The organism is Saccharospirillum sp. ABV4_185, assembly GCF_056159245.1.
The window spans coordinates 1,266,171-1,289,118 of record NZ_JBSWUW010000001.1 but is presented as its reverse complement, the minus strand read 5'-3'; the positions used below and the strand labels follow the sequence as shown (position 1 = coordinate 1,289,118).

23 protein-coding genes are annotated in these 22,948 nt (G+C 56.5%); 8 read left to right on the top strand and 15 right to left on the bottom strand.

Annotated features, from left to right (window positions below; genetic code table 11):
• Positions 1-26: 26 nt before the first annotated feature.
• Positions 27-1,379: an NAD(P)/FAD-dependent oxidoreductase gene (locus ACXAE6_RS05915; protein ID WP_475145690.1), complete on the top strand. Its 1,353-nt coding sequence runs from the start codon at positions 27-29 to the stop codon at positions 1,377-1,379.
• A gap of 160 nt (positions 1,380-1,539) precedes the next feature.
• Here the strand turns inward: ACXAE6_RS05915 and pdxH are convergent, their stop codons facing one another.
• The 6 genes from pdxH to radC all read right to left on the bottom strand — a co-directional run bounded on the left by pdxH (position 1,540) and on the right by radC (position 5,504).
• On the bottom strand, positions 1,540-2,181 hold the full coding sequence (pdxH, locus tag ACXAE6_RS05910) for a pyridoxamine 5'-phosphate oxidase (RefSeq protein WP_475145688.1): 642 nt from the start codon (positions 2,179-2,181) through the stop codon (positions 1,540-1,542).
• 19 nt (positions 2,182-2,200) lie between these two features.
• Positions 2,201-3,019 (bottom strand): bifunctional DNA-formamidopyrimidine glycosylase/DNA-(apurinic or apyrimidinic site) lyase, encoded by an 819-nt coding sequence (gene mutM / locus ACXAE6_RS05905; RefSeq protein ID WP_475145685.1) that lies wholly within the window; start codon positions 3,017-3,019, stop codon positions 2,201-2,203.
• A gap of 96 nt (positions 3,020-3,115) precedes the next feature.
• Positions 3,116-3,904: a class I SAM-dependent methyltransferase gene (locus ACXAE6_RS05900; protein ID WP_475145682.1), complete on the bottom strand. Its 789-nt coding sequence runs from the start codon at positions 3,902-3,904 to the stop codon at positions 3,116-3,118.
• 297 nt (positions 3,905-4,201) lie between these two features.
• Positions 4,202-4,357, bottom strand: coding sequence for a 50S ribosomal protein L33 (gene rpmG / locus ACXAE6_RS05895; protein WP_392797520.1), 156 nt, complete (start codon positions 4,355-4,357; stop codon positions 4,202-4,204).
• 11 nt (positions 4,358-4,368) lie between these two features.
• Complete coding sequence (gene rpmB, locus ACXAE6_RS05890) at positions 4,369-4,605, bottom strand: 50S ribosomal protein L28 (RefSeq protein WP_392797521.1); 237 nt, start codon at positions 4,603-4,605, stop codon at positions 4,369-4,371.
• Positions 4,606-4,826: 221 nt separating this feature from the next.
• Complete coding sequence (gene radC, locus ACXAE6_RS05885) at positions 4,827-5,504, bottom strand: RadC family protein (protein ID WP_392797522.1); 678 nt, start codon at positions 5,502-5,504, stop codon at positions 4,827-4,829.
• Positions 5,505-5,597: 93 nt separating this feature from the next.
• Between radC and coaBC the strand changes: the two genes are divergently transcribed.
• On the top strand, positions 5,598-6,824 hold the full coding sequence (gene coaBC / locus ACXAE6_RS05880; RefSeq protein WP_475145678.1) for a bifunctional phosphopantothenoylcysteine decarboxylase/phosphopantothenate--cysteine ligase CoaBC: 1,227 nt from the start codon (positions 5,598-5,600) through the stop codon (positions 6,822-6,824).
• The gene (dut, locus tag ACXAE6_RS05875; RefSeq protein WP_475145676.1) at positions 6,821-7,279 is read left to right on the top strand and encodes a dUTP diphosphatase; all 459 of its coding nucleotides are present in this window, start codon (positions 6,821-6,823) and stop codon (positions 7,277-7,279) included. Before coaBC ends, dut begins: the two co-directional genes overlap by 4 nt.
• Here dut and ACXAE6_RS05870 read toward each other — a convergent pair whose 3' ends face one another.
• The 3 genes from ACXAE6_RS05870 to chrA form a co-directional block, all read right to left on the bottom strand.
• Complete coding sequence (locus tag ACXAE6_RS05870) at positions 7,280-8,155, bottom strand: hypothetical protein (RefSeq protein ID WP_475145673.1); 876 nt, start codon at positions 8,153-8,155, stop codon at positions 7,280-7,282.
• A gap of 270 nt (positions 8,156-8,425) precedes the next feature.
• Positions 8,426-10,348 carry a bifunctional 2',3'-cyclic-nucleotide 2'-phosphodiesterase/3'-nucleotidase gene (locus ACXAE6_RS05865; RefSeq protein ID WP_475145671.1) on the bottom strand — a complete coding sequence of 641 codons (1,923 nt, stop codon included), beginning with the start codon at positions 10,346-10,348 and terminating at the stop codon, positions 8,426-8,428.
• A 164-nt stretch (positions 10,349-10,512) separates the two neighbouring features.
• A complete protein-coding gene (gene chrA, locus ACXAE6_RS05860) occupies positions 10,513-11,682 on the bottom strand; it encodes a chromate efflux transporter (protein ID WP_475145669.1) in 1,170 nt (389 codons plus the stop codon).
• Positions 11,683-11,816: 134 nt separating this feature from the next.
• On the opposite strand from chrA, the gene ACXAE6_RS05855 reads away from it, so the two are divergent.
• The 3 genes from ACXAE6_RS05855 (at position 11,817) to ACXAE6_RS05845 (ending at position 14,434) form a co-directional block, all read left to right on the top strand.
• Positions 11,817-13,205 (top strand): ATP-binding protein, encoded by a 1,389-nt coding sequence (locus ACXAE6_RS05855; protein WP_475145667.1) that lies wholly within the window; start codon positions 11,817-11,819, stop codon positions 13,203-13,205.
• Positions 13,202-13,876: a response regulator gene (locus tag ACXAE6_RS05850; protein ID WP_475145664.1), complete on the top strand. Its 675-nt coding sequence runs from the start codon at positions 13,202-13,204 to the stop codon at positions 13,874-13,876. Before ACXAE6_RS05855 ends, ACXAE6_RS05850 begins: the two co-directional genes overlap by 4 nt.
• Before the next feature lie 111 nt (positions 13,877-13,987).
• The gene (locus ACXAE6_RS05845; protein ID WP_475145661.1) at positions 13,988-14,434 is read left to right on the top strand and encodes a Spy/CpxP family protein refolding chaperone; all 447 of its coding nucleotides are present in this window, start codon (positions 13,988-13,990) and stop codon (positions 14,432-14,434) included.
• A gap of 83 nt (positions 14,435-14,517) precedes the next feature.
• Here ACXAE6_RS05845 and ACXAE6_RS05840 read toward each other — a convergent pair whose 3' ends face one another.
• A complete protein-coding gene (locus ACXAE6_RS05840) occupies positions 14,518-15,315 on the bottom strand; it encodes a helix-turn-helix domain-containing protein (protein ID WP_475145658.1) in 798 nt (265 codons plus the stop codon).
• Between the two features lie 150 nt (positions 15,316-15,465).
• On the opposite strand from ACXAE6_RS05840, the gene ACXAE6_RS05835 reads away from it, so the two are divergent.
• Entirely contained in the window at positions 15,466-15,930 is a 465-nt protein-coding gene (locus tag ACXAE6_RS05835; protein ID WP_475145656.1) for a carboxymuconolactone decarboxylase family protein, read from the top strand.
• Positions 15,931-16,001: 71 nt separating this feature from the next.
• On the opposite strand, the gene ACXAE6_RS05830 is transcribed toward ACXAE6_RS05835, so the two are convergent.
• From ACXAE6_RS05830 to ACXAE6_RS05815, 4 genes are read right to left on the bottom strand one after another with little or no spacing between them, the layout of a single operon-like run.
• Positions 16,002-17,189, bottom strand: coding sequence for an AGE family epimerase/isomerase (locus ACXAE6_RS05830; RefSeq protein WP_475145653.1), 1,188 nt, complete (start codon positions 17,187-17,189; stop codon positions 16,002-16,004).
• A gap of 10 nt (positions 17,190-17,199) precedes the next feature.
• Positions 17,200-18,150 carry a carbohydrate kinase family protein gene (locus ACXAE6_RS05825; protein ID WP_475145651.1) on the bottom strand — a complete coding sequence of 317 codons (951 nt, stop codon included), beginning with the start codon at positions 18,148-18,150 and terminating at the stop codon, positions 17,200-17,202.
• Positions 18,147-19,166: a LacI family transcriptional regulator gene (locus ACXAE6_RS05820; protein WP_475145648.1), complete on the bottom strand. Its 1,020-nt coding sequence runs from the start codon at positions 19,164-19,166 to the stop codon at positions 18,147-18,149. The genes ACXAE6_RS05825 and ACXAE6_RS05820 overlap by 4 nt, the downstream gene beginning before the upstream one ends.
• Before the next feature lie 42 nt (positions 19,167-19,208).
• On the bottom strand, positions 19,209-21,650 hold the full coding sequence (locus tag ACXAE6_RS05815; protein ID WP_475145646.1) for a beta-mannosidase: 2,442 nt from the start codon (positions 21,648-21,650) through the stop codon (positions 19,209-19,211).
• Positions 21,651-21,905: 255 nt separating this feature from the next.
• On the opposite strand from ACXAE6_RS05815, the gene trhA reads away from it, so the two are divergent.
• Positions 21,906-22,553 (top strand): PAQR family membrane homeostasis protein TrhA, encoded by a 648-nt coding sequence (trhA, locus tag ACXAE6_RS05810; RefSeq protein ID WP_475145644.1) that lies wholly within the window; start codon positions 21,906-21,908, stop codon positions 22,551-22,553.
• Positions 22,554-22,634: 81 nt separating this feature from the next.
• Here the strand turns inward: trhA and ACXAE6_RS05805 are convergent, their stop codons facing one another.
• A complete protein-coding gene (locus ACXAE6_RS05805) occupies positions 22,635-22,823 on the bottom strand; it encodes a (2Fe-2S)-binding protein (RefSeq protein ID WP_475145642.1) in 189 nt (62 codons plus the stop codon).
• Positions 22,824-22,948: the final 125 nt, after the last annotated feature.

Sequence of the window (22,948 nt, the reverse complement as noted above, 5' to 3'; positions counted from 1 at the left end):
GTCGCCTTACTCTGGAGTTTATTGCCATGACCCAAAGCGAATTTCCTTTCCAACTGCCCAGCCAGCCAGAACACCACGGTGCCTTGCCAGATAGCTGTGATGTCGTCGTCATCGGCGGTGGTGTTATCGGAGTCATGACGGCCTGGTTTCTGAATCGCAAAGGACTCAAGGTGGTGCTGTGCGAAAAAGGCCGCATCGCTGGTGAGCAGTCGTCACGCAACTGGGGGTGGGTGCGCCAGCAGGGTCGAGATCCACACGAACTGCCGATCATGATGGAAGCCAACCGGCTGTGGCAGCAGTTATCGGCCGACAGCGACGAAGAGCTCGGCTTTCGCCAGACCGGTATTCTCTATGTCGCCGAGAGTGAACAGGAATTAGCTCAGTATGAGCAATGGCAGCAACTGGCCAGTGAGCAGGGACTGGATACGAAGCTGCTCAGTCCTGCCCAACTCAAAGAACAGTTGCCGAGCTATCGTCGTGATTGGCTCGGTGCTCTATTCACGCCCAGCGATGGTCGCGCCGAACCCTGGCAGGCGGTGCCGGCGCTGGCGCGAGCGGCAGCCAACGCCGGTGTGACCATCGTTGAGCAATGCGCGGTGCGTACCCTGGAAACCAGCGCCGGTCAGCTCAGCGCTGTGGTGACTGAGCTAGGCACCATTCGCTGCGAACAGGCGGTTCTGGCCGGCGGCGCCTGGTCGAGCCTGTTTGCACGCAATGCCGGCATTCACATTCCGCAGCTGTCGGTACTGGCTTCCGTCGGCGCGACCACTGCCTTGCCTGAGTTCTATGATGGTCAACTGGCTGCGCCGGATTTTGCGCTGCGTCGGCGTCTGGATGGCGGCTACAACATCGCGCCCGGTTACGACCACGATTTCTTTATTGGTCCGGATGCCTTCCGGCATTTCCGCCATTATCTGCCGCAATTGCGCAAAGATTTTTCCGGCACGCATTTTCATCCGCTGGCACCGAAAAACTTCCCCGATAGCTGGGGCACTCAGCGCCGCTGGCAGGGCGATCAGATCAGTCCGTTCGAGCTGCAACGCATTCTCAACCCGAGTCCAAATCACAAGGCGCTGAACAAAACACTGCAGCGCATCAAAGATGCCTTTCCGGGTTTTGCCGATGCCAGCATCCGGACCAGCTGGGGCGGTATGATCGACACCATGCCGGACATTCTGCCAATACTGGATCGGGTACCCAGTTGCCGTGGTCTGATTATCGCCACCGGCATGAGTGGTCACGGCTTTGGGATTGGGCCCGGCATGGGCAGGGTGATTGCCGACCTGGTAGCAGAGCAGCCGGTCGGTCACGATCTCCGTCGTTTCCGTTTTGATCGCTTTAGTGATGGTTCAAAGGTTGAACTGAGCCCGGCGATTTAGAGTAACAATGGTCTGAGGTTTGGGGCCGCCTTTACCGGAGAGCTGACTTGAGTGGGACGCTGCAAGTACATCCCTGTAAGCTCGGCGATCCACATCCCTGTGGATCGACGCCCACTCAAGTCAGCTCTCCGCCAAAGGCTCGACTAGCGCTCTGCGGACGTTACGGCTGCAACCGTTCAACCCGCCACTGCGTTGCTTCACGCCGATAAATAAACCGATCGTGCAGCCGTCCGCCGCGGCCCTGCCAGAATTCAATCTGCTGCGGCTCTACAGCAATGCCGCCCCAAAACGGCGGCAACGGAATTTCCTCGTGGTCGGCAAAACGCGCTTCGGTTGCAGCAAAAGCCGCATCCAAATCGTCACGCGAGGCAATCGGCTGACTCTGCTGGCTGGTCCAGGCGCCAATCTGGCTGGCGCGCGGTCGGGAATGGAAGTACTCCGCCGAGGCCTGTTCGTCGATGCGCTTAGCGTTGCCGTAGACCACCACCTGACGCTCCAGCGCCAGCCAGCCAAAGTGCAAACTGACTTTAGAGTTGGCGGCGATATCGCGGCCTTTATGGCTGTCGTAATTGGTGTAGAACACAAAGCCGCGTTCATCGAGCGCTTTCAGCAACACCACACGCTGGCTCGGCTGACCATTAGCATCGACCGTGGCCAGCGTCATCGCCGTCGGGTCAGCGCTGAGTTGTGCATCGACCGCTTGCTGCAACCAGGTTTCGAATTGCGCGATGGGATCAGCATGCAAATCAGCGCGGTTCAGCCCACCCTTGAGGTAATCACGGCGAATATCATCGAGTTTCATGCGGTCTCTCCTGGTTGCGTTAACGCGGCTGACAGCTTGGGCAATAACAGGTGCTGCGGTTATTGGTACGCATTTCCTTGATCGGCGTTGCGCAGCGCTTGCACGGCAAACCAGCACGGCCATAAACATTCAACGACTGGGCAAAATAACCTGGCTTGCCATCGCCGCCGACAAAATCACGCAAGGTCGTACCGCCCTGGCTGATCGCCAACGCCAGCACCTGCTTGATGGTATCAACCAAGCGTTCGCACTCGGCCTTACTGATTCGTCCGGTTTGTTTATGGGGATAAACACCGGCCATAAACAGCGCTTCGTTGGCATAAATATTCCCAACACCGACAACGACTCGCGCATCCATCAGGAAGGTTTTGATCTTGGTTTTGCGCTTGCGGCTAAGCTTGAATAAATAGTCAGCGCTGAACGCATCACTGAGCGGTTCCGGGCCGAGGTGAGCGATCAATTCATGGCTGTCGATCGGCGCTTCGGTATAGAGCCAGGCACCGAAACGGCGCGGATCGTTGTAGCGCAGCCGCACGCCGTTATCGAGTTCCAGGTCGAGGTGATCGTGCTTGCCCGGTGTCGGGTCGTCGAGCAAGACGCGCAAACTACCCGACATCCCCAGATGGATAATCAGCACGCCGCGCTCGAGTTGAATCAGCAAGTATTTGGAGCGTCGCTCGGTGCCGAGAACTTTCTGGTCCTGAAGCTGCGCCGGCATTTCCGGCGTCACCGGCCAGCGCAGACGACCGTCGCGCACGGTCAGGCGCATAACGCGCCGATTCAAAATATGAGGTTCGATGCCACGCCGGGTGGTTTCGACTTCGGGTAATTCGGGCATCTGGGTTTCCGTTAATCAGAACAGCGGTCGCTGAAAAGCGGCCATTATGGCATGAAGGGCCGGGAACGACATGAGCGGTAGAACCCGGCCCAAAGCTCAGTTCACTTTCTGCGCACGCAGCAATAGAAACAGCGGAATTTCCTGTGCTGCACGACGTTCAGCACGGCTCAGTTTCTGGTTCGGATGCAGCGCTTCCAGCATGGGTATTTCCAACAATTGATCCACCTGCAAGCCGCTGCCCGCCAAAGCACTGACATAGTGGCTCAGTGGTCGGTGATAGCTGCGCGTGGTGCCCTGGCCGTTTTGGTGTCGTTGCATCGGTATGCTCAATGGCGACAGATAAGTGTCCACCCGCCGGTACTGCAATTGGCGACCGCCATCCCAGCCCCAGCCACTTTGGCGTGGAATGCGAAAACACGGATGCGTCATCAACATCACTAACCGACCACCGGGGCGCAGTAAGGTTGCCGCGTTATCGATGGCCGGTTGCAGCGGGTTGATGTCCTGCACACTGAGCAGAAATACCGCGGCATCAAAGCTTGTGTCTCCCAGGCGTGCGGGCAACGCCGGGTCGGTCACATTAGCAACGATAAAACGACGGCCGGCGCCAGCATGATGTTTGCGCGCGCGACTGATCAATTTGCCGCTGAGATCCACACCGGTATAACTCATGCCCAGCCGACTGGCATGTTCGGCCAGTGCACCCGGACCACAGCCCAGATCAAGCAAGCGTTCACCGGCCTGTCCATCAACAGCCTGCAATACCGCCGGAATGGCCAGCTTACGATGGTGGATACTGCCACGCGGGCCGGACCAGCCTGCGTACCAATCAGCGACACCATCCCAACTCTGGCTGGAACGCGACGCAATGGATTGTTTTGCCATCACAGATTTTCCTGTCGTTAACTTCGACGGAAACACAGTGACGAGCAGGCCCTGTCATCCAACAGAAAGTTGGATCGCAGCGTGTCGAAAGAAGAGGAGGTTGGTACCGTCTGCTCGCCACTCAGGCCAAGCGCAGGCGACCAAAGACGATGTCAGCAAAAACCATCAACGACATGATGGGAACCCTATCAAATCAGAACGCAGCCGCATTCTAGGTAGCCTCGCTGCGGTGGGTCAAGCAGACACAAAAAAACCGACGCTGCAGAACAGGGTCGGTTTTTTTAACGAAGCCGAGACTTACTTGATCTTGGCTTCTTTGAAGATGACGTGCTTGCGGACTACCGGATCGAATTTCTTGAATTCCATCTTGTCGGGAGTATTACGCTTGTTCTTGTCGGTGGTGTAGTAGTAACCGGTACCGGCGCTGGACACCAACTTGATTTTATCACGCATGGCTAAGCTCCTTAGACCTTCTCGCCACGGGCACGAATGTCGGTCAGGACCGCTTCGATACCCTTCTTGTCGATGATGCGCATGCCCTTAGAGGAAACACGCAGTTTGACGAAACGCTTTTCACCCTCAACCCAGAAACGGTGAGTGTGCAGGTTCGGCAGGAACCGGCGCTTGGTCTTGATGTGAGAGTGGGAAACGTTGTTCCCGGTTACGGGACGCTTACCCGTAACTTGGCAAATTCTGGACATGGTGCAATCGCCTCCGATTCTTCGGTCAGACCGACGTTATAGCTCGTGAAATTGGCTTTTGGTTCAAAGCCTGGAGTCCGTTCGGCACGCGCGCCGTTTGGCCCCGATCCGCCCTGTCGATCCGGGGCCCGGATAAAATGAGGCGCGTTTTATACCAGAAGGCCCGAACCAACTCAAGCATCCAGGCGAAACTTTGTTCAGTTCCTGGAGTGCAACCTCATTCACCGCAGCCAGCCACGTTCGGCAAAGCTCACCACCACACCAGCACCGACCACCATGTGGTCGAGTACTCGAACGTCGATTGTCTGCAATGAATCGATCAGTCGGTCGGTGATACGACGATCGGCATCGCTCGGTTCAGCGACGCCGCTGGGATGATTGTGCGCCAGTATGACGGCTGCGGCGTTATGCGACAACGCCCGTCGCACCACTTCGCGCGGATAAACGGCAGCGCCATCAATGGTCCCGGTAAACAGTGGCTCGTAGAGCAACACTCGATGCTGATTATCAAGCCAGATACAGGCAAAGACTTCGTGTGGCAGGCTACGCAGTTGCGCCAATACAAAGGAACGCGCATCAGCCGGCGAGGTAAGTGCTGGCCCAGTGCGCAATTCATCGAGCAGGTAACGCCGGCTCATTTCCAGCACCGCCTGCAACTGAACGAACTTGGCGCTGCCCAACCCCTTACCAGCGCAGAAGGCGTTTTGATCGGCAGCGAGCAATGCCGCCAGGCTGCCGTAATCGTTGAGCAGAGTGCGCGCCAGATCGACCGCGGTCAGACCGGGTAAACCAGTGCGCAAAAAAATCGCCAGTAATTCGGCATCGGTGAGTGAAGCTGCGCCTCGTTCGAGTAGTTTTTCGCGCGGCCGTTCGGCCGCCGGCCAATCCTTGATCGCCATCCTTGCATCTCCTTATGGTCCAACCGTGGACTCTGAGCACAACCACCCCCATGTGGTATTCTCGCGCTCTATTTTGAAAGGCGGGACCTTGGCATGCAAACACTGGTCGGAAAACGCATCGTCGTTGGTATCACCGGCGGCATCGCCGCTTATAAGTCGGCTGAGCTGGTGCGCGAGCTGATTCGCGCCGGCGCCGAAGTGCGAGTAGTGATGACCGAGGCGGCTCAGGAATTTATTACGCCGCTGACTTTGCAAGCGCTCAGCGGCCATCCGGTGCATCGCAGTCTGCTCGATGAAGAAGCCGAGATGGGTATGGGTCATATCGAGCTGGCGCGCTGGGCGGATCTGTTATTGGTGGCCCCGGCGACGGCCGACTTTATTGCCCGCCTCGCCTCCGGCATGGGCAATGACTTGCTGACCACACTATGTTTGGCCACCCGTGCGCCCCTGGCCTTGGCGCCAGCGATGAATGAAAAGATGTGGTTAAACCCGGTCACCCAGGCCAACGTCGAAAAACTCACCACCTTACAGCCGGGCACCCTCTGGTTTGGTCCCGATGCGGGTCAGCAGGCCTGCGGCGATATTGGTCCGGGTCGCATGCTGGAACCGGTCGGACTGGCTGAACTAACGGCCCGCGCTTTCAGCGCTGGTTTTCTGACCGGCCGTAAAGTCGTGATTACCGCCGGGCCGACGCGCGAAGCCATCGATCCGGTTCGCTACCTGAGCAACCACTCCAGCGGCAAGATGGGTTTTGCCCTGGCCGCTGCTGCTGCCGAAGCCGGTGCCGACGTCACCTTGATTGCTGGCCCGGTAAAGCTCGCCACACCACCCAGGGTTAAGCGGCTCGATGTCACCACGGCTTTAGAGATGAACGACGCAGCCCAGGCCAATCTGGACGCGGTGGATTTGTTTATTGCCACCGCCGCCGTAGCGGATTATCGCCCGGCGTCAGTGCCGACCCAGAAAATTAAAAAAGACGAAGATCACAATGGTCTGACACTGGAGCTGATCGAAAACCCGGATATCGTTGCCGGAGTCGCCAACAGCGAGCGACGACCCAAGCAGGTCATCGCCTTTGCCGCTGAGACTGAAAACCTGGAAAGTCACGCCCGCACCAAGCTGGAGAAGAAAGCCGTCGACTGGGTTGTGGCTAACGATGTGTCGCGCAACGACATCGGTTTTGGCAGCGACCTTAACGACATCCTGCTGGTCAGCGCACAACGCAGCGAAGCCTTTGGTCCGGCCAGTAAGGCTCAGGTTGCGCGCTGGCTGATCGAACAATTTGCCACCCAACTGCCACCGCGACAGGACACCGAATGAAGCACCGCCTGAAAATCAAAAAACTCGACGCCCGTCTGGGCGACAGTATTCCTCTGCCCAGCTATGGCACCGAAGGTTCTGCCGGTCTCGATCTACGCGCCTGCCTGGATGAGCCGCTGACGCTGGAACCGGGACAGACCTCTTTAGTCGGCACGGGCCTGGCGATTCATATCGATGATCCGAACTACGCTGCCATGATTCTGCCGCGCTCCGGTCTTGGCCATAAACACGGCATCGTGCTGGGCAACCTGGTCGGCTTAATCGATTCGGATTATCAGGGCGAGTTAATGGTGTCATGCTGGAATCGCGGCCAAAGCAGCTTCCAACTGGAACCGGGCGAGCGCCTGGCGCAACTGGTATTGGTGCCAGTAGTGCAGGCGGAATTCGAATGGGTCGAGGATTTTGAGGCCAGTGATCGTGGCGCCGGCGGCTTCGGGCACACCGGTCGTCACTGATCAGTCTTCACGCTGTTGGGTAAACAGCGAGCGCCAATAAGCATCGGCCGGCTGTTCACCCAATTGCACCAGCGCTTCATCGAGACGCTCAGGCTGACTGCCGTAGCCGGCGATCAGATCGTTGATCAGAAAGAAGCGCTGCTCCAACTTCAGACGCACTCTCATATAAGCCGGTTCTTCCACCACCGTGAGCGGATAGACACCGGTCGATAAATAAAAGCGCGCGTAATAGCTGTAATTCAGCGCCACTTCACCCTTGAGAATACGCCGCACCGTGCGTTGAGTGACACTCAAAAAGTCAGCAAATTCGCGTCGGGTGAAACCGTTTTGGGTGATAAAACGACGCATGGCGTCGGCAATCATCAGGTAATAATCATCTGAATAGAGAAAGCGACGCGCCGCTTCCATCTCTTCGATGGAGATGTGCATCGAACGATCAATATCGCGGTGAATGGTACGCGGGCAATCATCAATCAGGCCGCGCAAGGCTTCCATCGACTGCGCCGACGGCACCCGCTGCAGCAGCAGCGCCAATTTAATCTGGCGGATATTGCGGTAATCGCCGATCGGCAAGTGACCAAAATAATCGGACTGCGCCAGGATATGCAGTGGCGACAATCCCATGACAAAGCTCCACCAGGCAATGATGTGCATGCGGTATTGGCGCTTGCCTTTTTCCATTTCCAGATAGGTTTTCTTGGAGACCGATAAGGCATTCATCAAGGCGGGGATTTTCTGCTGGTTCATATGACGAACCTGCGCCAGAAACGCACCGACGTTCTCGTTGAACTGTCCTTCGATTTCGCTGAAATCTACGCCATCAAGTGCAATGGGGTTTGAGCGTGAATTCGGATTCATAGCCACCGTTGTTGTCATCCGTTCAGATCGACTTCCATGCCGCCTTACCCATCCATTCGCAGCCGCCTGTTGTTTGGCACGCTCCGTTCCAGTCACGCTATCGGCAACAACTACCATTCACAATACCGTCTTTTCGCTTTTTGTTGTCATGTCTAACAGTTAGTACGACCAATAGCCCATTCTAGAGCGGCTGCAAGGCGGACAGAAACGACACCTTTTTGGTGCCGGTTTTTAAAGAAGGAGAATGCCGCCCGGATTCAGGCGGCGGGAGGGCACTAAAGTCTGTGCTTAATCAAAACGGTACAGCACGAAACCGCTGTCCAACTGCCGCACCGGCTCAACCTGCTCCGGCATCAGACGTTCGGCCTGTGGCGAGGTTTGAAAAACCACCTCGGCATTACCCCAGTCGGCAAATTGCCAGTTGTTGTCCGCCGACGGATTAAAGGTGCCCTGACTGAGCAGGTAGTTGGCGACCACATCGCGGTTTTTATCCGGAGCGTCGATCACCACCGTCGAACCATCGAGGTTCGGGAAGGAACCGCCGCCGCCAGCGCGGTAATTGTTGGTCGCCACCAGGAAGCGCTGCTGAGGATCCAATGGCTGGCCTTGATAGGTCACATCGACGATACGGTGTTCATCGTTGATCACATTACCTTCCCCGTCATAGCGCGGCGGCACGGTGACATCAATGCGGTAACTCAGGCCATCAATGACGTCGAAGTTATAGCTGGGGAAGGCGTCGTTAACCAAGGATTGTTCACCGCTGGCCTCCGGGTCGATGGTGTTGAACTGCCCGGCGGCTCGCTCCAGCCATTCCACAACCTCGGCGCCACTGAGTTCAACGACTTTTAAGTCATTCGGATAGATGTACAGATCGGCCACATTTTTCAGCGCAATGGGTCCGGCTGGCACTTCGGTGTAGTAATCCGCACCGCCGCGACCACCCGCTTTAAAAGGCGCCGCCGCCGACAAAATCGGCATGCCATCGTATTCGGTGCCAGCAACAATCTGTTCAACGTACCAGCGCTGAGCGTTGTTAACGATTTGAATCGAGGGATCGTCCTGCACCAGCGCAAAATAGGAATTAATGTTGGCCGTGGTTTCACCAACGCGCTGCGCCATGTAATTCAGCGTGCCTTGGTGATCGGTGCGGACGGCGCGAACAATTTCCGGTACGGCATCCACCAGGGCAACGGTCTCACCATCGCGGCGCTCATAGATGGGTTGCGCCTGTGCCTGGCTGGCGACAATGGTCCAGTCGCCGGTTTCGCCTTCCAACGTCAAATCAATAATGCCCAGATGGCTGCCCCAAAAACCGGGCATGACTGAAGGCACACCGAACAAGGTGCCGGCCTGCGCATCGACACCTTCGATGCCGTCATAACCTGGACCTGGGAAGACACGGTGAGAATGGCCAAACATAATGGCATCGATGCCATCGACCTGAGCTAAATAGCGGCTGGCGTTTTCATCGCCGCCTTGGCGCACGCTGCCGCTGATGCCTGAATGCGGAATGGCAACAATGATGTCGGCACCCTCGGCCTGCATTTTCGGGATGTACTTTTCCGCCGTCTCGACAATATCGCGCGACTGCACCCGGCCGCTCAGATTCGCCTGATCCCAGACCATGATTTGCGGTGGCGTAAAACCGATGTAGCCAATTCGTAACCGATGCAATTTTCCGTCGGTGTCGGCAACGGTTTTATCGAGAATCACGTAGGGCTGAAAGTAGGGTTCGTCGTTGCTCGGGTCGTCATCACCATCGTCCACCACCACGTTGGCTACCACGTAGGGAAATTCGGCACCGGCCAACGACTGCTCTAAAAATTCCAGGCCGTAATTGAATTCATGGTTACCGATATTGCCAACATCGTAGTCGAGCAAATTCATCGCTTTAAAGGCCGGATGGATTTCGCCGTCTTCGAGTTTCCGATCTTTAGCAGCGTAATCGCCCAAGGGATTACCCTGAATCAGGTCGCCGTTATCGACCAATACCGAGTTAGTCGCCTCCATGCGCGATTGATTCACCAGCGCCGTCGTTCGTGCCAGACCAACGGTGACGTTGGTACGGTCTGAGTAATAGTCGTAGTCGACCAGGTGCATATGAATGTCGGTGGTTTCCATCAACCGCAATTCCACCCTGGCTGCATGGGCGACACTGCTAGCACTCAGCGCTGCCAGTATGGCGATTCCTGTTGTCAGTCTGTTCATGGCAAATGCCTTCTTGTTGGTTCAGCGAAAGGCCCGGCGTCGTTGTATATAACGGTCACACCGGGCGTCCTATTCGACCCTTTTTGACTCTGCGGTCAACTAATGCCAAAGGCCAGCTATCTTGGCAAGAAGCAATGACAAAGCGACGACAAAACCGGACAAGCTCACACCCAGCCCAACCACCCCAGGGCGATCGCCACTGCAACCAACACCAGCACCGGGCAACGCAAAAACCGCAGCGCAACCAACGCCAGTAACGCCAACGCCAAGGCAGTCGAGTCATCAATAGCGGACACAAACACAGGCTGATACAGGGCCGCCAGCAACAAACCCACAACGGCCGCATTGATAGCAGCCAGCGCGCCGGCTAAGCGTGGGCGCTGAGCCAGTCGTTGCCAGATATCGGCCAGCGCCAACAGCAGTAAAAATCCGGGCAGGAAGATGGCCAGCGTTGCCACAGCAGCACCCCACCAGGGTTGATCCGGCTGCAACTGCGCGCCCAGAAAAGCCGCCAGGGAAAAAAGCGGGCCCGGCATCGCCTGAGCACTGGCGTAGCCAAAGAGGAATTGGTCAGCATCGATCGAAGCACCGACGCCCGCCTGCAACAGCGGCAACACCACATGGCCGCCACCGAACACCAGACTGCCGGCCGAGAAAAACGGCAACGCCAGATCGGTCGGAGCGCTGCGAATAATAAAGAGCGTTAAAGCGACCAGCGCAAAAACAATCAGCGGCCAGAGTTTGATCTGGCCATTTGCTGCTGCATTCAAATGGATAGAATCGGCAACCAGAAAACGGGCGCCGACCACAGCCATTAACAGCAGCAAAAAGGGCTGCACCCAAACCCAGGGAGACACCAATACCGCAGCGGCAGTCACCAGCGCTATCGACTGGGTTAATCTGCGTCGACAGAACGACAGAAACAGACCAATCACCGCATCGGCCACCACCACCAGCGCCAACCACTTCAGACCCGAGATCACGGCGGGCAACCGGGCTTGGTCCAACCAGCTGCGACTGCCAATCGCCAGGGCAGTCATCAGCATAAAAGACGGCAGGGTAAAGCCGACAAAGGCCGCCAGCCCACCGAACAATCCAGCGCGCTGCAAGCCGATGGCAAATCCGACCTGGCTTGAGGCCGGTCCCGGCAGAAACTGAGCCAGGGCAACCAGACGCGCATAGCCGTCGTCATCCAGCCAACCCAGACGCTGGACAAAGGTCCGCCGGAAATACCCCAGATGAGCAGCCGGGCCACCAAAGCTCAAGCAACCGAGCACAAGAAAGCGAAGGCCTACCGCCAAGGCGTTGCGCGCAGTCGATAAGCGCTGCGTCATCTGAATCACCCTATTTACTGAACCAACCGGTCATTGTTGCGAAGGTCGATGACTATTTCATGGCATTCGGCACTCCACACCGGCTGCACAATCGCCGACTATGCTGTGCACTGGATTCCTTAATACCAACCTCTATGCGTATTCGACTTCGCTACCAGATACTGGCGGTCATCTTACTGGCCAACGCTCTGCTGACGTTGGCCATCGTGGTCGCCAACAACCAGGCGTTTAGCACCAGCTTTGAAAACTATCAGGAAGCGGTGCAGAGCAAACGGCTGGCGCCATTGATCGAGGCGCTGGCCGAAGACTATGCCGACCAGGGCGGCTGGCAGTCGATGGATAACTTCCGCTGGGCAACGTTAATTAAACCCTTCTTATTTGGCCAGCCCGATAGCGAGGCTGAAACGGCCTCGCCGTCATCCAACCGACGTTTTCGCGGCCCGCCGTTGCAACTGCGCGATGCTCAGGGAGCGCTGATTGCCGGGCCACCCATTCCGCGCCATTTCAGCACCTGGCTGCCGATTGAAAACACTGCCGGCGAACGCATCGGCGAACTGGGTGTGCCCACCAGCCTGCGCTTGACCGGGGAATTCGACCGGGTCTTTGCCGATCAACAACGTCGGCAACTGCGTTGGATTGCCTTGGTAGCCTTGCTGTTGTCGGTTGCTGTTGCGTTGCCATTTGCCGCCGTTTTAACCCGGCCGATCAGCCGCCTGCAACGCGCCACCCATCGGCTGGCTGGCGGTGACTACGATACTCAGATTGCTGTCACCGGCAGTGATGAACTGGCGGATCTGGCGCGCGACTTTAACCATCTGGCCACAACACTGGCGAAAAACCTTAATGCCCGACAGCGCTGGATTGCCGATATTTCTCACGAGTTACGCACGCCCATAGCAGTGCTGCGTGCCGAGCTCGAAGCCATTCAGGATGGGGTGCGACAACCCAACCCGGACACCGTCACTTCGCTGTATCAGGAAATCGAACGGCTCAGTGCATTGGTGGAAGATCTGCACGAACTGTCATTGTCGGATGCCGGTGCGCTCAGCTATCGACGCGAACCTCTGGAGCTGGCCGAGCTCGTAGAAGAAGTTCTCAGTCACCAGCAAGCTGCCTTCGATCGCGCCGGTCTGGAGCTAAGCTTCCAGGCCGCTGATACGCCCATCCTGATCGACGCCGACAGCCATCGACTGACGCAGTTATTGACCAACCTGGCACAAAACTCCTTGCGTTATACCGATGCGCCCGGGCAGGTAAATATCCGCCTGAGTCGCACTGACCAGTACGCCCGGCTCGAATGGTCCGACTCCAGCCCCGGTGTTCCCGACGCTGCCTTAGCCCGGCTGTTTGATCGACTGTACCGGGTTGAGGGTTCACGCAATCGCGCCAGCGGCGGTTCCGGCCTGGGTCTGGCCATCGTGCATAACGTCGTCAGTGCGCATCAGGGACGCGTCGAAGCGCGCCATTCTTCACTGGGTGGACTGACACTGATCATCGAGCTGCCATTGAGGAAAATCGGATGAATGCCTTGATTCTGATCGTCGAAGACGAAACCAAGCTGGCTGAGGTGGTACGTGATTACCTGCATCGCGATGGTTTTGAAACGCACCTCTGTCATCGGGGTGACGAAGTATTGCCCTGGCTGGCCGATTATCAACCGGACTTGATCTTGCTCGACCTAATGCTGCCGGGTACCGATGGCCTGACGCTGTGCCGCGAAATCCGCAAAACCATGGCGACCCCCATCATTATGACCACCGCTCGCGTCGAGGAAATCGACCGTCTGCTGGGCCTGGAACTCGGTGCGGATGACTACATTTGCAAACCCTACAGCCCGCGAGAAGTGGTGGCGCGCGTTAAAGCCGTACTGCGACGCACCGGCCTCAATAATGGCAACGAAACGGAGACCGGGACGCGACTGGTATTACCCGAGAGCGCCAATGAAGCGCGTTTTGGTGATCGTAAAGTCGAACTGACCGCTTTGGAGGCCCGGCTGCTGGCAGAGCTGATGCGTCATCCCGGCCGTATTTTTTCACGCGATCAATTGATGGATGCCATCTATCCCGACCGCCGCCTGGTCAGCGACCGCACCATCGACAGCCACATCAAAAACCTGCGTCGCAAGCTTCACCTGCTGGCACCGGAAGAAGAATTTGTGCGTTCGGTTTATGGCGCCGGCTACAAGTACGAATAAGCACTTGGTAAAGGTTATGTCGTGCATCCTGGCTCCATATTCGCTGCGAATAAGGCGGCGAGACTGAACATCACCGGGGCACAGGCCCTGCGATATTCAGGAGCACAGATCATGAAACCGACACATCGTAATACTTTGATCGCCACCGCTCTGGCCGTGGCTCTGACAACCGGCGCCAGCGGCGCACTGGCCTGGGGTGGCAACGAACGCCCCCAGGATCCGGCCGAACGCTTCGGCTATATCTTTAACGAGCTGAACCTGAGCGACGAGCAAGCCGAAGAGGTGCTGGACGTCATGCGCAGCTTCCGCGACGACCAACGCCAGGCCATGCAGGCCCGCCGTGATTCCGGTGCCGGCCGACCGTCGGAAGAAGAGTTTGCGGAGCTACGCGCACAGGCTCGTACAGCCCTGTCGGATCAGTTGGGAACCGTACTCAACGCCACTCAGGTTGAAGATTTGATGACCTATCTGGAGTTCCACGGACCGATGCTGGGCGGTGGCCGTCACGGTCGCGGTCAGTTTGGTGGCCAGCCAATGCCGCCGGCACCGGCCGAGTGAGGTTGTTAAAGCAGTAAGCCGGCTGATTCCCCAGCGGTTTTCTCGAGTTGCCCACCTAAAGGTGGGCTTTTTTTTGGGTCGTTTTAGGTCTGGATATTTTTCAAATACTGACCCGGCGTTAAACCAAGCACCGCTTTGAAATCGTGAATAAAATGCGCCTGGTCAAAGTAGCCCGATGAAAAGGCGACATCCAGCAACGATACTTTTTCAGTTTGTTTTAATAGCCAGCGCGCCCGACCAACGCGTTGCACCCGGCTGTATTGTTTGGGCGACAAACCCACCAGCAGTTTGAATTGCCGCTCAAGCTGGCGCTGACTCAGTGGAATCTCTTGCAGCAGTTCAGCCAGCGGAAGGCTGCCCTCTGTCTGGCTGATGCGTGTGAGCAACGAATGCACCGGCCCTGGCCTGAAACCAGACTCTCGCAACCGATCCAGCAGAGCCTGTTCGATCAGCCTTTGTTGCTGATCGCGGTGGTGACATTCGCTGAGTTGTTCGGCCAGCCGCCCCAGTGACAAACCCGGCACCCCGTCTTCGAGCGTCAATTCGTCCAATCCGACCGCAAAAAAGGGATGCCCCATACCCGGCTGGAAGCGAATACCCACCAGCTTAACTTGCCGCCCAAACTGCACTTGAGTGCTGTGCATCACCGGACCACTGGCGAGCGCCGATTGATCAACGACAACACCGTTAATCTGCACGGGCGCCGCCAGATTAAAAATAACCCCGCTGCCGCCGTCGGCGTAGAGATAATGCGAACGGCTTTGGTGCCAATCGTCGATGTCGAGCCACCAGAAATTCTGCACATAAGGCAACAACGCAGGAGTCGGTGACCGGCGGAAAAATCCTTGCAGCCTGGGGGCGGTGTTTAAGCGTAGCGACATTCTTTGCGACCGTCTCAGCGGTTCTGATAGTGACATTCTAGCCCGTCAAAACAGACCGTTCTAACCTTGCTTCAGGATGTCGATTTTCTACAATTCGGTCGCGCTCAGGCCGATTATCTTGGCGTCTCCAAATATCACAGGAGACCAACCATGCGTTTTGATTTTCAATCCGCCAGCCCCGGTGCCATGAAAGCCATGATGGGACTGGAAAGCTATCTGGCTACGCAAAGCCAAAACCAAGCCGGCGTCGAAAAACGCCTGATCGAGCTGGTTAAAATTCGCGTTTCTCAGATCAACCGTTGCGCCTTTTGCCTGGACATGCACACCAAGGACGCCCGCGCTCTGGGTGAAACGGAGCAGCGTATTTACGCGCTCAATGCCTGGCAGGAAACGCCTTTTTTCTCCGATCGCGAACGTGCCGCTCTGGCCTGGGCCGAAGCTACCACCCAGGTATCGACCCAGAACATCGATGACGCTGTTTATCAACAGGCGCGCCAACAATTCAGCGAATCTCAATTGGTGGATTTAACGCTGGCCATCGTTACCATCAACGCATGGAATCGCTTTGCGGTAAGTTTCCAGGCAACCGTCGGCGACTATCAATCGCCCTATTAATTGCACTCTCAGAACTGACTGCGCAAAAAAAACGGGTGTCCATCGACACCCGTTTTTGCAGATTAAGGCGTTTAAACCGGCGCTATTGGCAGACCCTGAACCCGCAATACTTCCAGACAGGCGCCCAGAGTGTGGTAATCACATTTGGCACCGGCGGCACTTTTCTCGTTGGAGACTTTGGTGTTGTCGCGCGTTAACAAACGGAACCAAGCGCCGTACTGATGATCGACAAAATGATCCCAGCTGTATTGCCACAGCTGTTGATAGTGCTCCAAATATTTGTCGTCGTTTGTCGCCTGATGCAGCAGGGCGGCGGCGGCAAAGCTCTCGGCTTGAACCCAGAAATACTTGTCATCGTCGCACCACTGGCCTTGCGGATCGAAACCATAAACCAGGCCACCATGATCGGCATCCCAAGAGGTTTCCCAGGCACGATCGAAGAGTGATTGAGCGCGCTTCAGCATCCAGTCTTCCGGTGCGTGCCGATACAACATCAGCAGCAGTTTGGTCCATTCAGTCTGGTGACCCGGCTGGAAACCCCAGGGGCGATAGAGGTTTTTCGGATCGTCCTTGTTGTAGTCCCAGTCGATGCTGAAATCCGCTTTATAGTGCTCCCAAATCAGGCCGTCGGTCTGCTCGGCCTGGCGTACCGCTACGTTCTGCGCCAGCGTTTTTGCCCGGTCCAGATAACGCTTTTCACCGGTGGCTTCGTAGGCGGCGATCATGGCTTCGCACAGATGCATGTTGGCGTTTTGGCCGCGGTAATCACTGAGCACACCAGCGGCACTGATTTCGTCGGCGTAGAGTCCGTATTCGGCTTGCCAGAAGCGCTGTTCCAGTTGCTCGAAGGTGGTTGCTAAAGGTGCGTTATCGACCAGTCCGGCCTGACGGGCAGCGGCGTACGCCAAGAGTACAAAGGCGTAACCGTAAGCCTGCTGGGTCATGTCTTCGGGTTGATGATCGCGCAGCGTCCAGGCATAGCCGTCGGCTTCTTCGCGCCAGTGCACACGCTCCAAATAATCCAGGCCGTGCTGGGCAATGCTCAGGTAATCAGCTCGATCAAAGAAGCGACCGGCCTGAGCATAGTTGACGATGATGCGGGTCGAAGACACCAGTTGACGAAAGCCCGGGTCAAACAGACTGCCGTCGTCGTAGTAATTCTGGAAGTAGCCGCCGCCGGAATCGACCACGCGCGGGTCGTAGAACGCCAGGATGGACTTCAGATGGTCCACCAGAAAATCGGTTTCATAAAAATTCATCGAATGTTCCTCAGGCGTCGAACGGCCAGCGATCGCTGACTTCAGACCAGGTTGGCAGGGATGGCAGTGCGCCAGCGCGGCTGACGGCTTTGGCACCACAGGCAGCAGCGAAGTGGGTAATTTGCTCAAGCTCGCTGCGGCTCAACTGGCTCAGTTCCCGGCCATTGAGCGCACGCAGCAGACCACCGCTAAAGGCATCGCCACCGGCGGTGGTATCGACGGCTTTAACAGTCGGCGGCGTAACGACTAAATCGCCATCGCGCGTCAACACCCGAATGTCGCCGCCACCGTCGGTCACCCAAACCGCTTTGACGGTATCGAGCCATTCATCCAGCGGGAAGCCGCTGGCTTCGATCCAGTCGGCTTCTTCTTTAGAGACTTTGACGATGTCAGCCAGACGCAGAAAACGATCGATCACCGCGGGGTCCACCACCGTTTTCGGCCAGAGGTTATGGCGCAGGTTTACATCGAAACTGATGGTCGCGCCGACTCGACGTGCCTGGGCGATGGCCGCTTCGGTGGTCCGTGCGATGGCCACGTCAGTCAGGGTGTTGGAGCAGAAATGAAACAGGCCCGCGCCGTCGAATGCGGGTATGGGCAGATCTTCCGGTGTCATCAAGACATCCGCCGATGCTTTGCGCAGGAATTCAAAACTGCGCTCACCATCGCCATCGAGAAAGACATAAGCCAGGGGCGTATGAGCGCTGGGATGCACGCCCAGAAATTGCATATCGACACCCATCTGCACCATGGCGTCGGTCAGAAAGCGACCAAACCGATCATCGCCCACCTGACCGATAAAACGCGCCGGAGCCTCCAGACGGGCAACCGCTGCGGCCACATTGGCGGGTGCGCCACCGGGATATTGACGAAACTCGGGCAGGTCAAAACCGCCTTCATGGGCGCTGTTAAAATTCAGAAAATCGATCAGCAATTCGCCGAAACAAAGTATGGGTTTCATCTTGTTGTTGGATCCGTACGGTTGATAAAACAGGCGGTATCGATCACCTGGAGTTCATTCATCGGAGCGTCCTCCGACAGGGCGGTTAATAATACCCGACCCAGTTGCCGACCCGTGTGATGCAGGTCTTGTCTAAATCCATCGACCGGCTGGTGGAAATAATCCGCCAGCGTTGAAGTCTCTAACGCTACCACATCTGCGCTGCGTCCGGCATCGCTAAGGCCGGCGAGCAAACCCATAGCAGTGATTTCATTACCGCAAATATAGCCATCCGGCGGTGTGTTGCTGGCGGCTAATTGGCGCGCCAGAGCGCGCGGATCAAAGTCGGTCGTTTGTGACAACAATTGTTGCTGTTCATCTACGGCGATACCTCTTGCCTGATGGGCGTGCATAAAACCTAAGCGCTGATGCCAGGCGAACAGATAACGCGACGGTGGCAACAATAGACACAACCGTTGCCGCCCTCGATCCAACAAATAATCAGCAGCGCGACGACTGAAATCGACATTATCCATATCGACATACGGATGCTGTAACGCCAGCTCTGTCCGGCCGAAGGTGACAAAGGGCAGACCCGCTTCGGCGAGAAACCGAACCCGCTTATCCTGACTTTCGGTCAGCGTCAGCACCACGCCATCGGCCAAGCCCTGCTCCACCAGGGTACGCACGGGCGCCAGTTCATCCTGGTCGCTGCGGCTGGGAATAATGGTGAGCTGATAAGGCGTTTCGGCCAGTGCCGCCGTCAGCCCTTCAATCAAAGGACCGGTGCCCACATCACCAACGACTTCACCGGGCTTTAACACCGGCAGAATCAGCGCAATCACATGGGTCTTGCCGGTCTTCAAACCGATGCCCGACTGATTGGGCCGATAACCCAGTTCGGCGGCGGCGGCTTTAACGCGAGCGATGGTATCGGGGCGCACTTCCGGACCGTCCTTCAATGCCCGCGATACAGTGGTGATCGACAGGCCCAGATGTCGGGCCAGGGTTTTTAAGGTGGTGCGGGCGCGCATCATGCGAACAGCCTCTGTGCAGAATTTTGAGCTGGGTTCACGCCATCAGCTCCGATAACTGCGTTCTAAATGGTCAACACGCAATTCCGCGCTATTGAGGGAGTTATCGCCCCGCCAATAGAGCCGACGCGGTTCGTCCGGCAACAAGGTCAGACTGTTATCGCTCCAATGACCCGCCGTCGGCGCCGACAGAGTGACAAAGTGCGCCGGTCGATCACAGCTCAGCTCAATCCAGCTATTACCCTCATCCTGACCCTCTTTAACCGTCACATTGGCAAGCGGCAGATCGAGTGATTTCCACAGCGCAAAATAGCCAGTGGCGTCGCAATCAAATCTTTGTTCGCCGCACCGGGCGGTTGCCTGGGCCACCACAAATTGCTGCTCTGGAAATGTCGACTCAAGGTCCGCAATCACGGCACTTTCACCCGCTGCCAGCGCCAATTGAATGGTTTCACTGCGCTCAACCTTCCCATCCAGAGTCAGCAACTGCCAGCGACCATTCAGTTGCGCCGGTTCGGCCCTGTCATTGACCGCGACCAGCTGTTTTTGCGCGCCTTCACCGATAAAAAACAACTGAATGGGTTGATAGAACCGCTTGGCGTGGTAGTGCAATTGCTTCCAACGACCGCCGTATTCCAGGCTGCTCCAGGACGCCACCGGCCAGGTATCGTTCAACTGCCAATAGAGCGTGCCCATGCAATGGGGCCGCAGCGAGCGCCAGTATTCAACAGCGGTTTTGATCGCCAGTGACTGCTGTACCTGACTCAGATACAGGAATTGATCGAACCCGACCGGGAAACGGAAATAGCGGGTGAACATTTCCACGATGCGGGAATTACCGCCGGAGTTTTTCTGATGGGCTTCCATAACCGGGCTGGTGACATTGCGATCGCCTGGGTCAGTGATCGACTCGATCAACTCCAAAGACGGGAATGACTGATAACCGAACTCGGAACAGAAACGCGGTTTGATGTCGGTGTAGGCGGAAAAGGATTTGCCTTCGTGCCAGACATCCCAGAAATGCATATCGCCGCGACCATCGTCGTGCCAGGCATCGCCGAAATCCAATTCACCGTTGCACGGTGAGCTGGGCCAGAATTTTCGACTCGGGTCCGCTTGAGCGACGGTTTCATCGAGCACGCGATTGAGGCGATCGTAGTTAACCAGATATTGATCCCGGTTATTGCGCGATACCTCAAACCAATCGATGGCGCCGATAACTTCATTATCGCCACACCACAAAGCAATACAGCCATAGGATTGCAGGCGGCGAACCTGGTAATCGACTTCCGGTCGGACATCATCGATAAAAGCCGGCGTGCTGGGGTAGAGCGCGCAGGCAAACATCAGGTCGTGCCAGACCAGCAAACCAATCCGTTCGCAGGTGTCGTAAAATGCGTCCTGCTCATAAAAACCACCACCCCAGACGCGCACCATATTCATGTTGGCGGCGACGGCATCGCCGAGCAGTTGCTGGTAGCGTTCGGGTTGATGACGAGCCGGGAAGGCATCGGCCGGTATCCAATTGGCGCCTTTTGCAAAGATATCGACACCATTAACCACCACCGCCATTCGATTGCCCGCCGCGTCTTTGCTGAGATCCCAATGCAGTGAGCGCAAACCGATGTCACGCTGCCATTGCTGAGCGCCCAAACGAGCGCTCAGTCGATACAGCGGTTGCTCACCATAACCGGCCGGCCACCAGAGCTTCGGATGCTCAACAACCAGCGTCGTCTGCACTTGGTTCTGACCGGCCGGCAGCGTTAGCTGGATGGGCTCGGCATCGGTCAACGACAGCTCAATTTGTTCGCTGACGTCGGCGGGACCCGTGGTATCCACGGTAATATTTAAACGGACACAATCGGCATCATGATGTTGATCAACGCGCACAGTGTCCAGTCGACGACCCGGATGCCGTATTAATTCCGGCGCTATATAGACGCCGGTCGACAACAGACAGAGCCCCCAGTCCCAACCGGCATCACATTGGGTTTTGCGCACCAGATTCATGTGTGGCATCTGGTTGTTCATTTCCGCCCACGGCACGGGGAAGGGTTGTTGTTCGGCACGCTTTGCCGCCAAGGCCGCATTATCGTGCAGGGTGATGGTTAAACGATTGGTGCCCACATGCAGTGCCGAGCGAATGTCGAGATCGAAACGTCGAAAGAAGTTGGCCAGCTCGCCCACTGGCTGATCGTTAATGGCCACGCTGGCATGGGTATCCACAAAGGCAAGACGCAGCGTCACCTGATCAGCAAGGTCCGTCCCGGCGATTTCAAATTCAGTCTCCAGCACCCAGTCGTGCTGATGCACCCACTGCACCGCCGACTCATTGTTACGCCAATAAGGGTCCGGAATCTCACCGGCCGCCAGCAGGATTTGATGCACGTCCAGCGGGATCGTTGCCGGGAAAACCGAGTCCGGCTGATCAGCCCGATACAAGGTCCAACCCTGCTGTAATAAGCGGGAACTTCTGTCTGAAGACATGCCTTTCACTCCTGGATAGCCGAAAATCTTAACGTTGCGATTTTTCGCAGTTTGCCAGCCAAATAAAAAGATTCAAAGCGCAACGGGGAAAGATTTTAACGTTTCGATTACGATTTAACGCAGGACTGCGGCCGAACAGATACCATCCTGTTGCTACCGATTATGTCCTGGAGGCAAAAAATAGGCCGAGCGTCATTGAATTTATACAGAAAGCGAGCACTCTATAGGCGACTTCAGGACTTTTGGAAATAAAACATGTCCACCACTAAGTTACCCACTTATTCCATTATCGAGGAGTGGGCGAACAGTCTGACGCATGGTATCGGCGCGGTCTTATCGATCGCCGGCCTGGTGATTCTGGTCGTACTGGCCAGTCTCTATGGCGATGCCTGGCAGATTGTCAGCGCCAGCATTTATGGCGCGACCCTGATTCTGCTGTACAGCGCCTCAACGCTGTATCACGCCATCCAAGCGCCGCGCGTGCGCTTGTTGATGCGTCGTTTTGACCACATTGCCATCCTGTACCTGATCGCCGGCACCTATACGCCGTTCACCCTGGTGACCCTGCGCGGCCCCTGGGGTTGGACTTTGTTCGGTATCGTCTGGGGACTCACCTTGCTCGGCACTGTGGTTCATCTGACGTCGTTGCGCCGCTTCCATTGGTTGATGGTTGGCCTGTATCTGTTTATGGGCTGGTCAATTGTGATCGCCATCCGTCCGTTAATTACAATATTGCCGCCCAGTGGACTCGGATTATTGGTCGCTGGCGGCTTGTCTTACACTCTGGGTGTTGTCTTCTACGGCATGAAACGCCTGCCGTTCAACCATGCCATCTGGCATCTGTTTGTGCTGACGGGTAGCGTGCTGCATTTCTTCACAGTGCTTTATTACGTCATCCTCTGAGGCGATCGATAGCCATAAAAAAACCCGGCATATTAGCCGGGTTTTTTGTATCTGCATCCTCAATCGACGCAGCAATAACCGTCAGGCAGCGGTGAAGTCAGCCGTTGCCGACCACTCGAATTCTTTCAGCAACTGCTTACAGCTTTGGCCACAGGAACCGCAATCGGTAGCAACGCCCAGCTTACGCCGGATTTCGCTGTAGTCGGCACCTTCAATGGCGAGGTTTTCGATGTCGCGGTCAGTGACCCCTTTGCAAACGCAGACGTACATCGTGCTGATCAACCCTGTTAACGCTGAATAGTGAATAACAAATCTAATACGAATCGTTATTATTAACAAGCGTTTCGAGTTATCAAAACTGTAAGTTTTTGTCGTTTTCAGAGCCAAAAAAAGCG

Bases quoted from the DNA above. Each gene is read 5' to 3' on its own strand.
- ACXAE6_RS05915 (WP_475145690.1), top strand. From the start codon at position 27: ATGACCCAAAGCGAATTTCCTTTCCAACTGCCCAGCCAGCCAGAACAC.
- pdxH (WP_475145688.1), bottom strand. From the start codon at position 2,181: ATGAAACTCGATGATATTCGCCGTGATTACCTCAAGGGTGGGCTGAAC.
- mutM (WP_475145685.1), bottom strand. From the start codon at position 3,019: ATGCCCGAATTACCCGAAGTCGAAACCACCCGGCGTGGCATCGAACCT.
- ACXAE6_RS05900 (WP_475145682.1), bottom strand. From the start codon at position 3,904: ATGGCAAAACAATCCATTGCGTCGCGTTCCAGCCAGAGTTGGGATGGT.
- rpmG (WP_392797520.1), bottom strand. From the start codon at position 4,357: ATGCGTGATAAAATCAAGTTGGTGTCCAGCGCCGGTACCGGTTACTAC.
- rpmB (WP_392797521.1), bottom strand. From the start codon at position 4,605: ATGTCCAGAATTTGCCAAGTTACGGGTAAGCGTCCCGTAACCGGGAAC.
- radC (WP_392797522.1), bottom strand. From the start codon at position 5,504: ATGGCGATCAAGGATTGGCCGGCGGCCGAACGGCCGCGCGAAAAACTA.
- coaBC (WP_475145678.1), top strand. From the start codon at position 5,598: ATGCAAACACTGGTCGGAAAACGCATCGTCGTTGGTATCACCGGCGGC.
- dut (WP_475145676.1), top strand. From the start codon at position 6,821: ATGAAGCACCGCCTGAAAATCAAAAAACTCGACGCCCGTCTGGGCGAC.
- ACXAE6_RS05870 (WP_475145673.1), bottom strand. From the start codon at position 8,155: ATGACAACAACGGTGGCTATGAATCCGAATTCACGCTCAAACCCCATT.
- ACXAE6_RS05865 (WP_475145671.1), bottom strand. From the start codon at position 10,348: ATGAACAGACTGACAACAGGAATCGCCATACTGGCAGCGCTGAGTGCT.
- chrA (WP_475145669.1), bottom strand. From the start codon at position 11,682: ATGACGCAGCGCTTATCGACTGCGCGCAACGCCTTGGCGGTAGGCCTT.
- ACXAE6_RS05855 (WP_475145667.1), top strand. From the start codon at position 11,817: ATGCGTATTCGACTTCGCTACCAGATACTGGCGGTCATCTTACTGGCC.
- ACXAE6_RS05850 (WP_475145664.1), top strand. From the start codon at position 13,202: ATGAATGCCTTGATTCTGATCGTCGAAGACGAAACCAAGCTGGCTGAG.
- ACXAE6_RS05845 (WP_475145661.1), top strand. From the start codon at position 13,988: ATGAAACCGACACATCGTAATACTTTGATCGCCACCGCTCTGGCCGTG.
- ACXAE6_RS05840 (WP_475145658.1), bottom strand. From the start codon at position 15,315: ATGTCGCTACGCTTAAACACCGCCCCCAGGCTGCAAGGATTTTTCCGC.
- ACXAE6_RS05835 (WP_475145656.1), top strand. From the start codon at position 15,466: ATGCGTTTTGATTTTCAATCCGCCAGCCCCGGTGCCATGAAAGCCATG.
- ACXAE6_RS05830 (WP_475145653.1), bottom strand. From the start codon at position 17,189: ATGAATTTTTATGAAACCGATTTTCTGGTGGACCATCTGAAGTCCATC.
- ACXAE6_RS05825 (WP_475145651.1), bottom strand. From the start codon at position 18,150: ATGAAACCCATACTTTGTTTCGGCGAATTGCTGATCGATTTTCTGAAT.
- ACXAE6_RS05820 (WP_475145648.1), bottom strand. From the start codon at position 19,166: ATGATGCGCGCCCGCACCACCTTAAAAACCCTGGCCCGACATCTGGGC.
- ACXAE6_RS05815 (WP_475145646.1), bottom strand. From the start codon at position 21,650: ATGTCTTCAGACAGAAGTTCCCGCTTATTACAGCAGGGTTGGACCTTG.
- trhA (WP_475145644.1), top strand. From the start codon at position 21,906: ATGTCCACCACTAAGTTACCCACTTATTCCATTATCGAGGAGTGGGCG.
- ACXAE6_RS05805 (WP_475145642.1), bottom strand. From the start codon at position 22,823: ATGTACGTCTGCGTTTGCAAAGGGGTCACTGACCGCGACATCGAAAAC.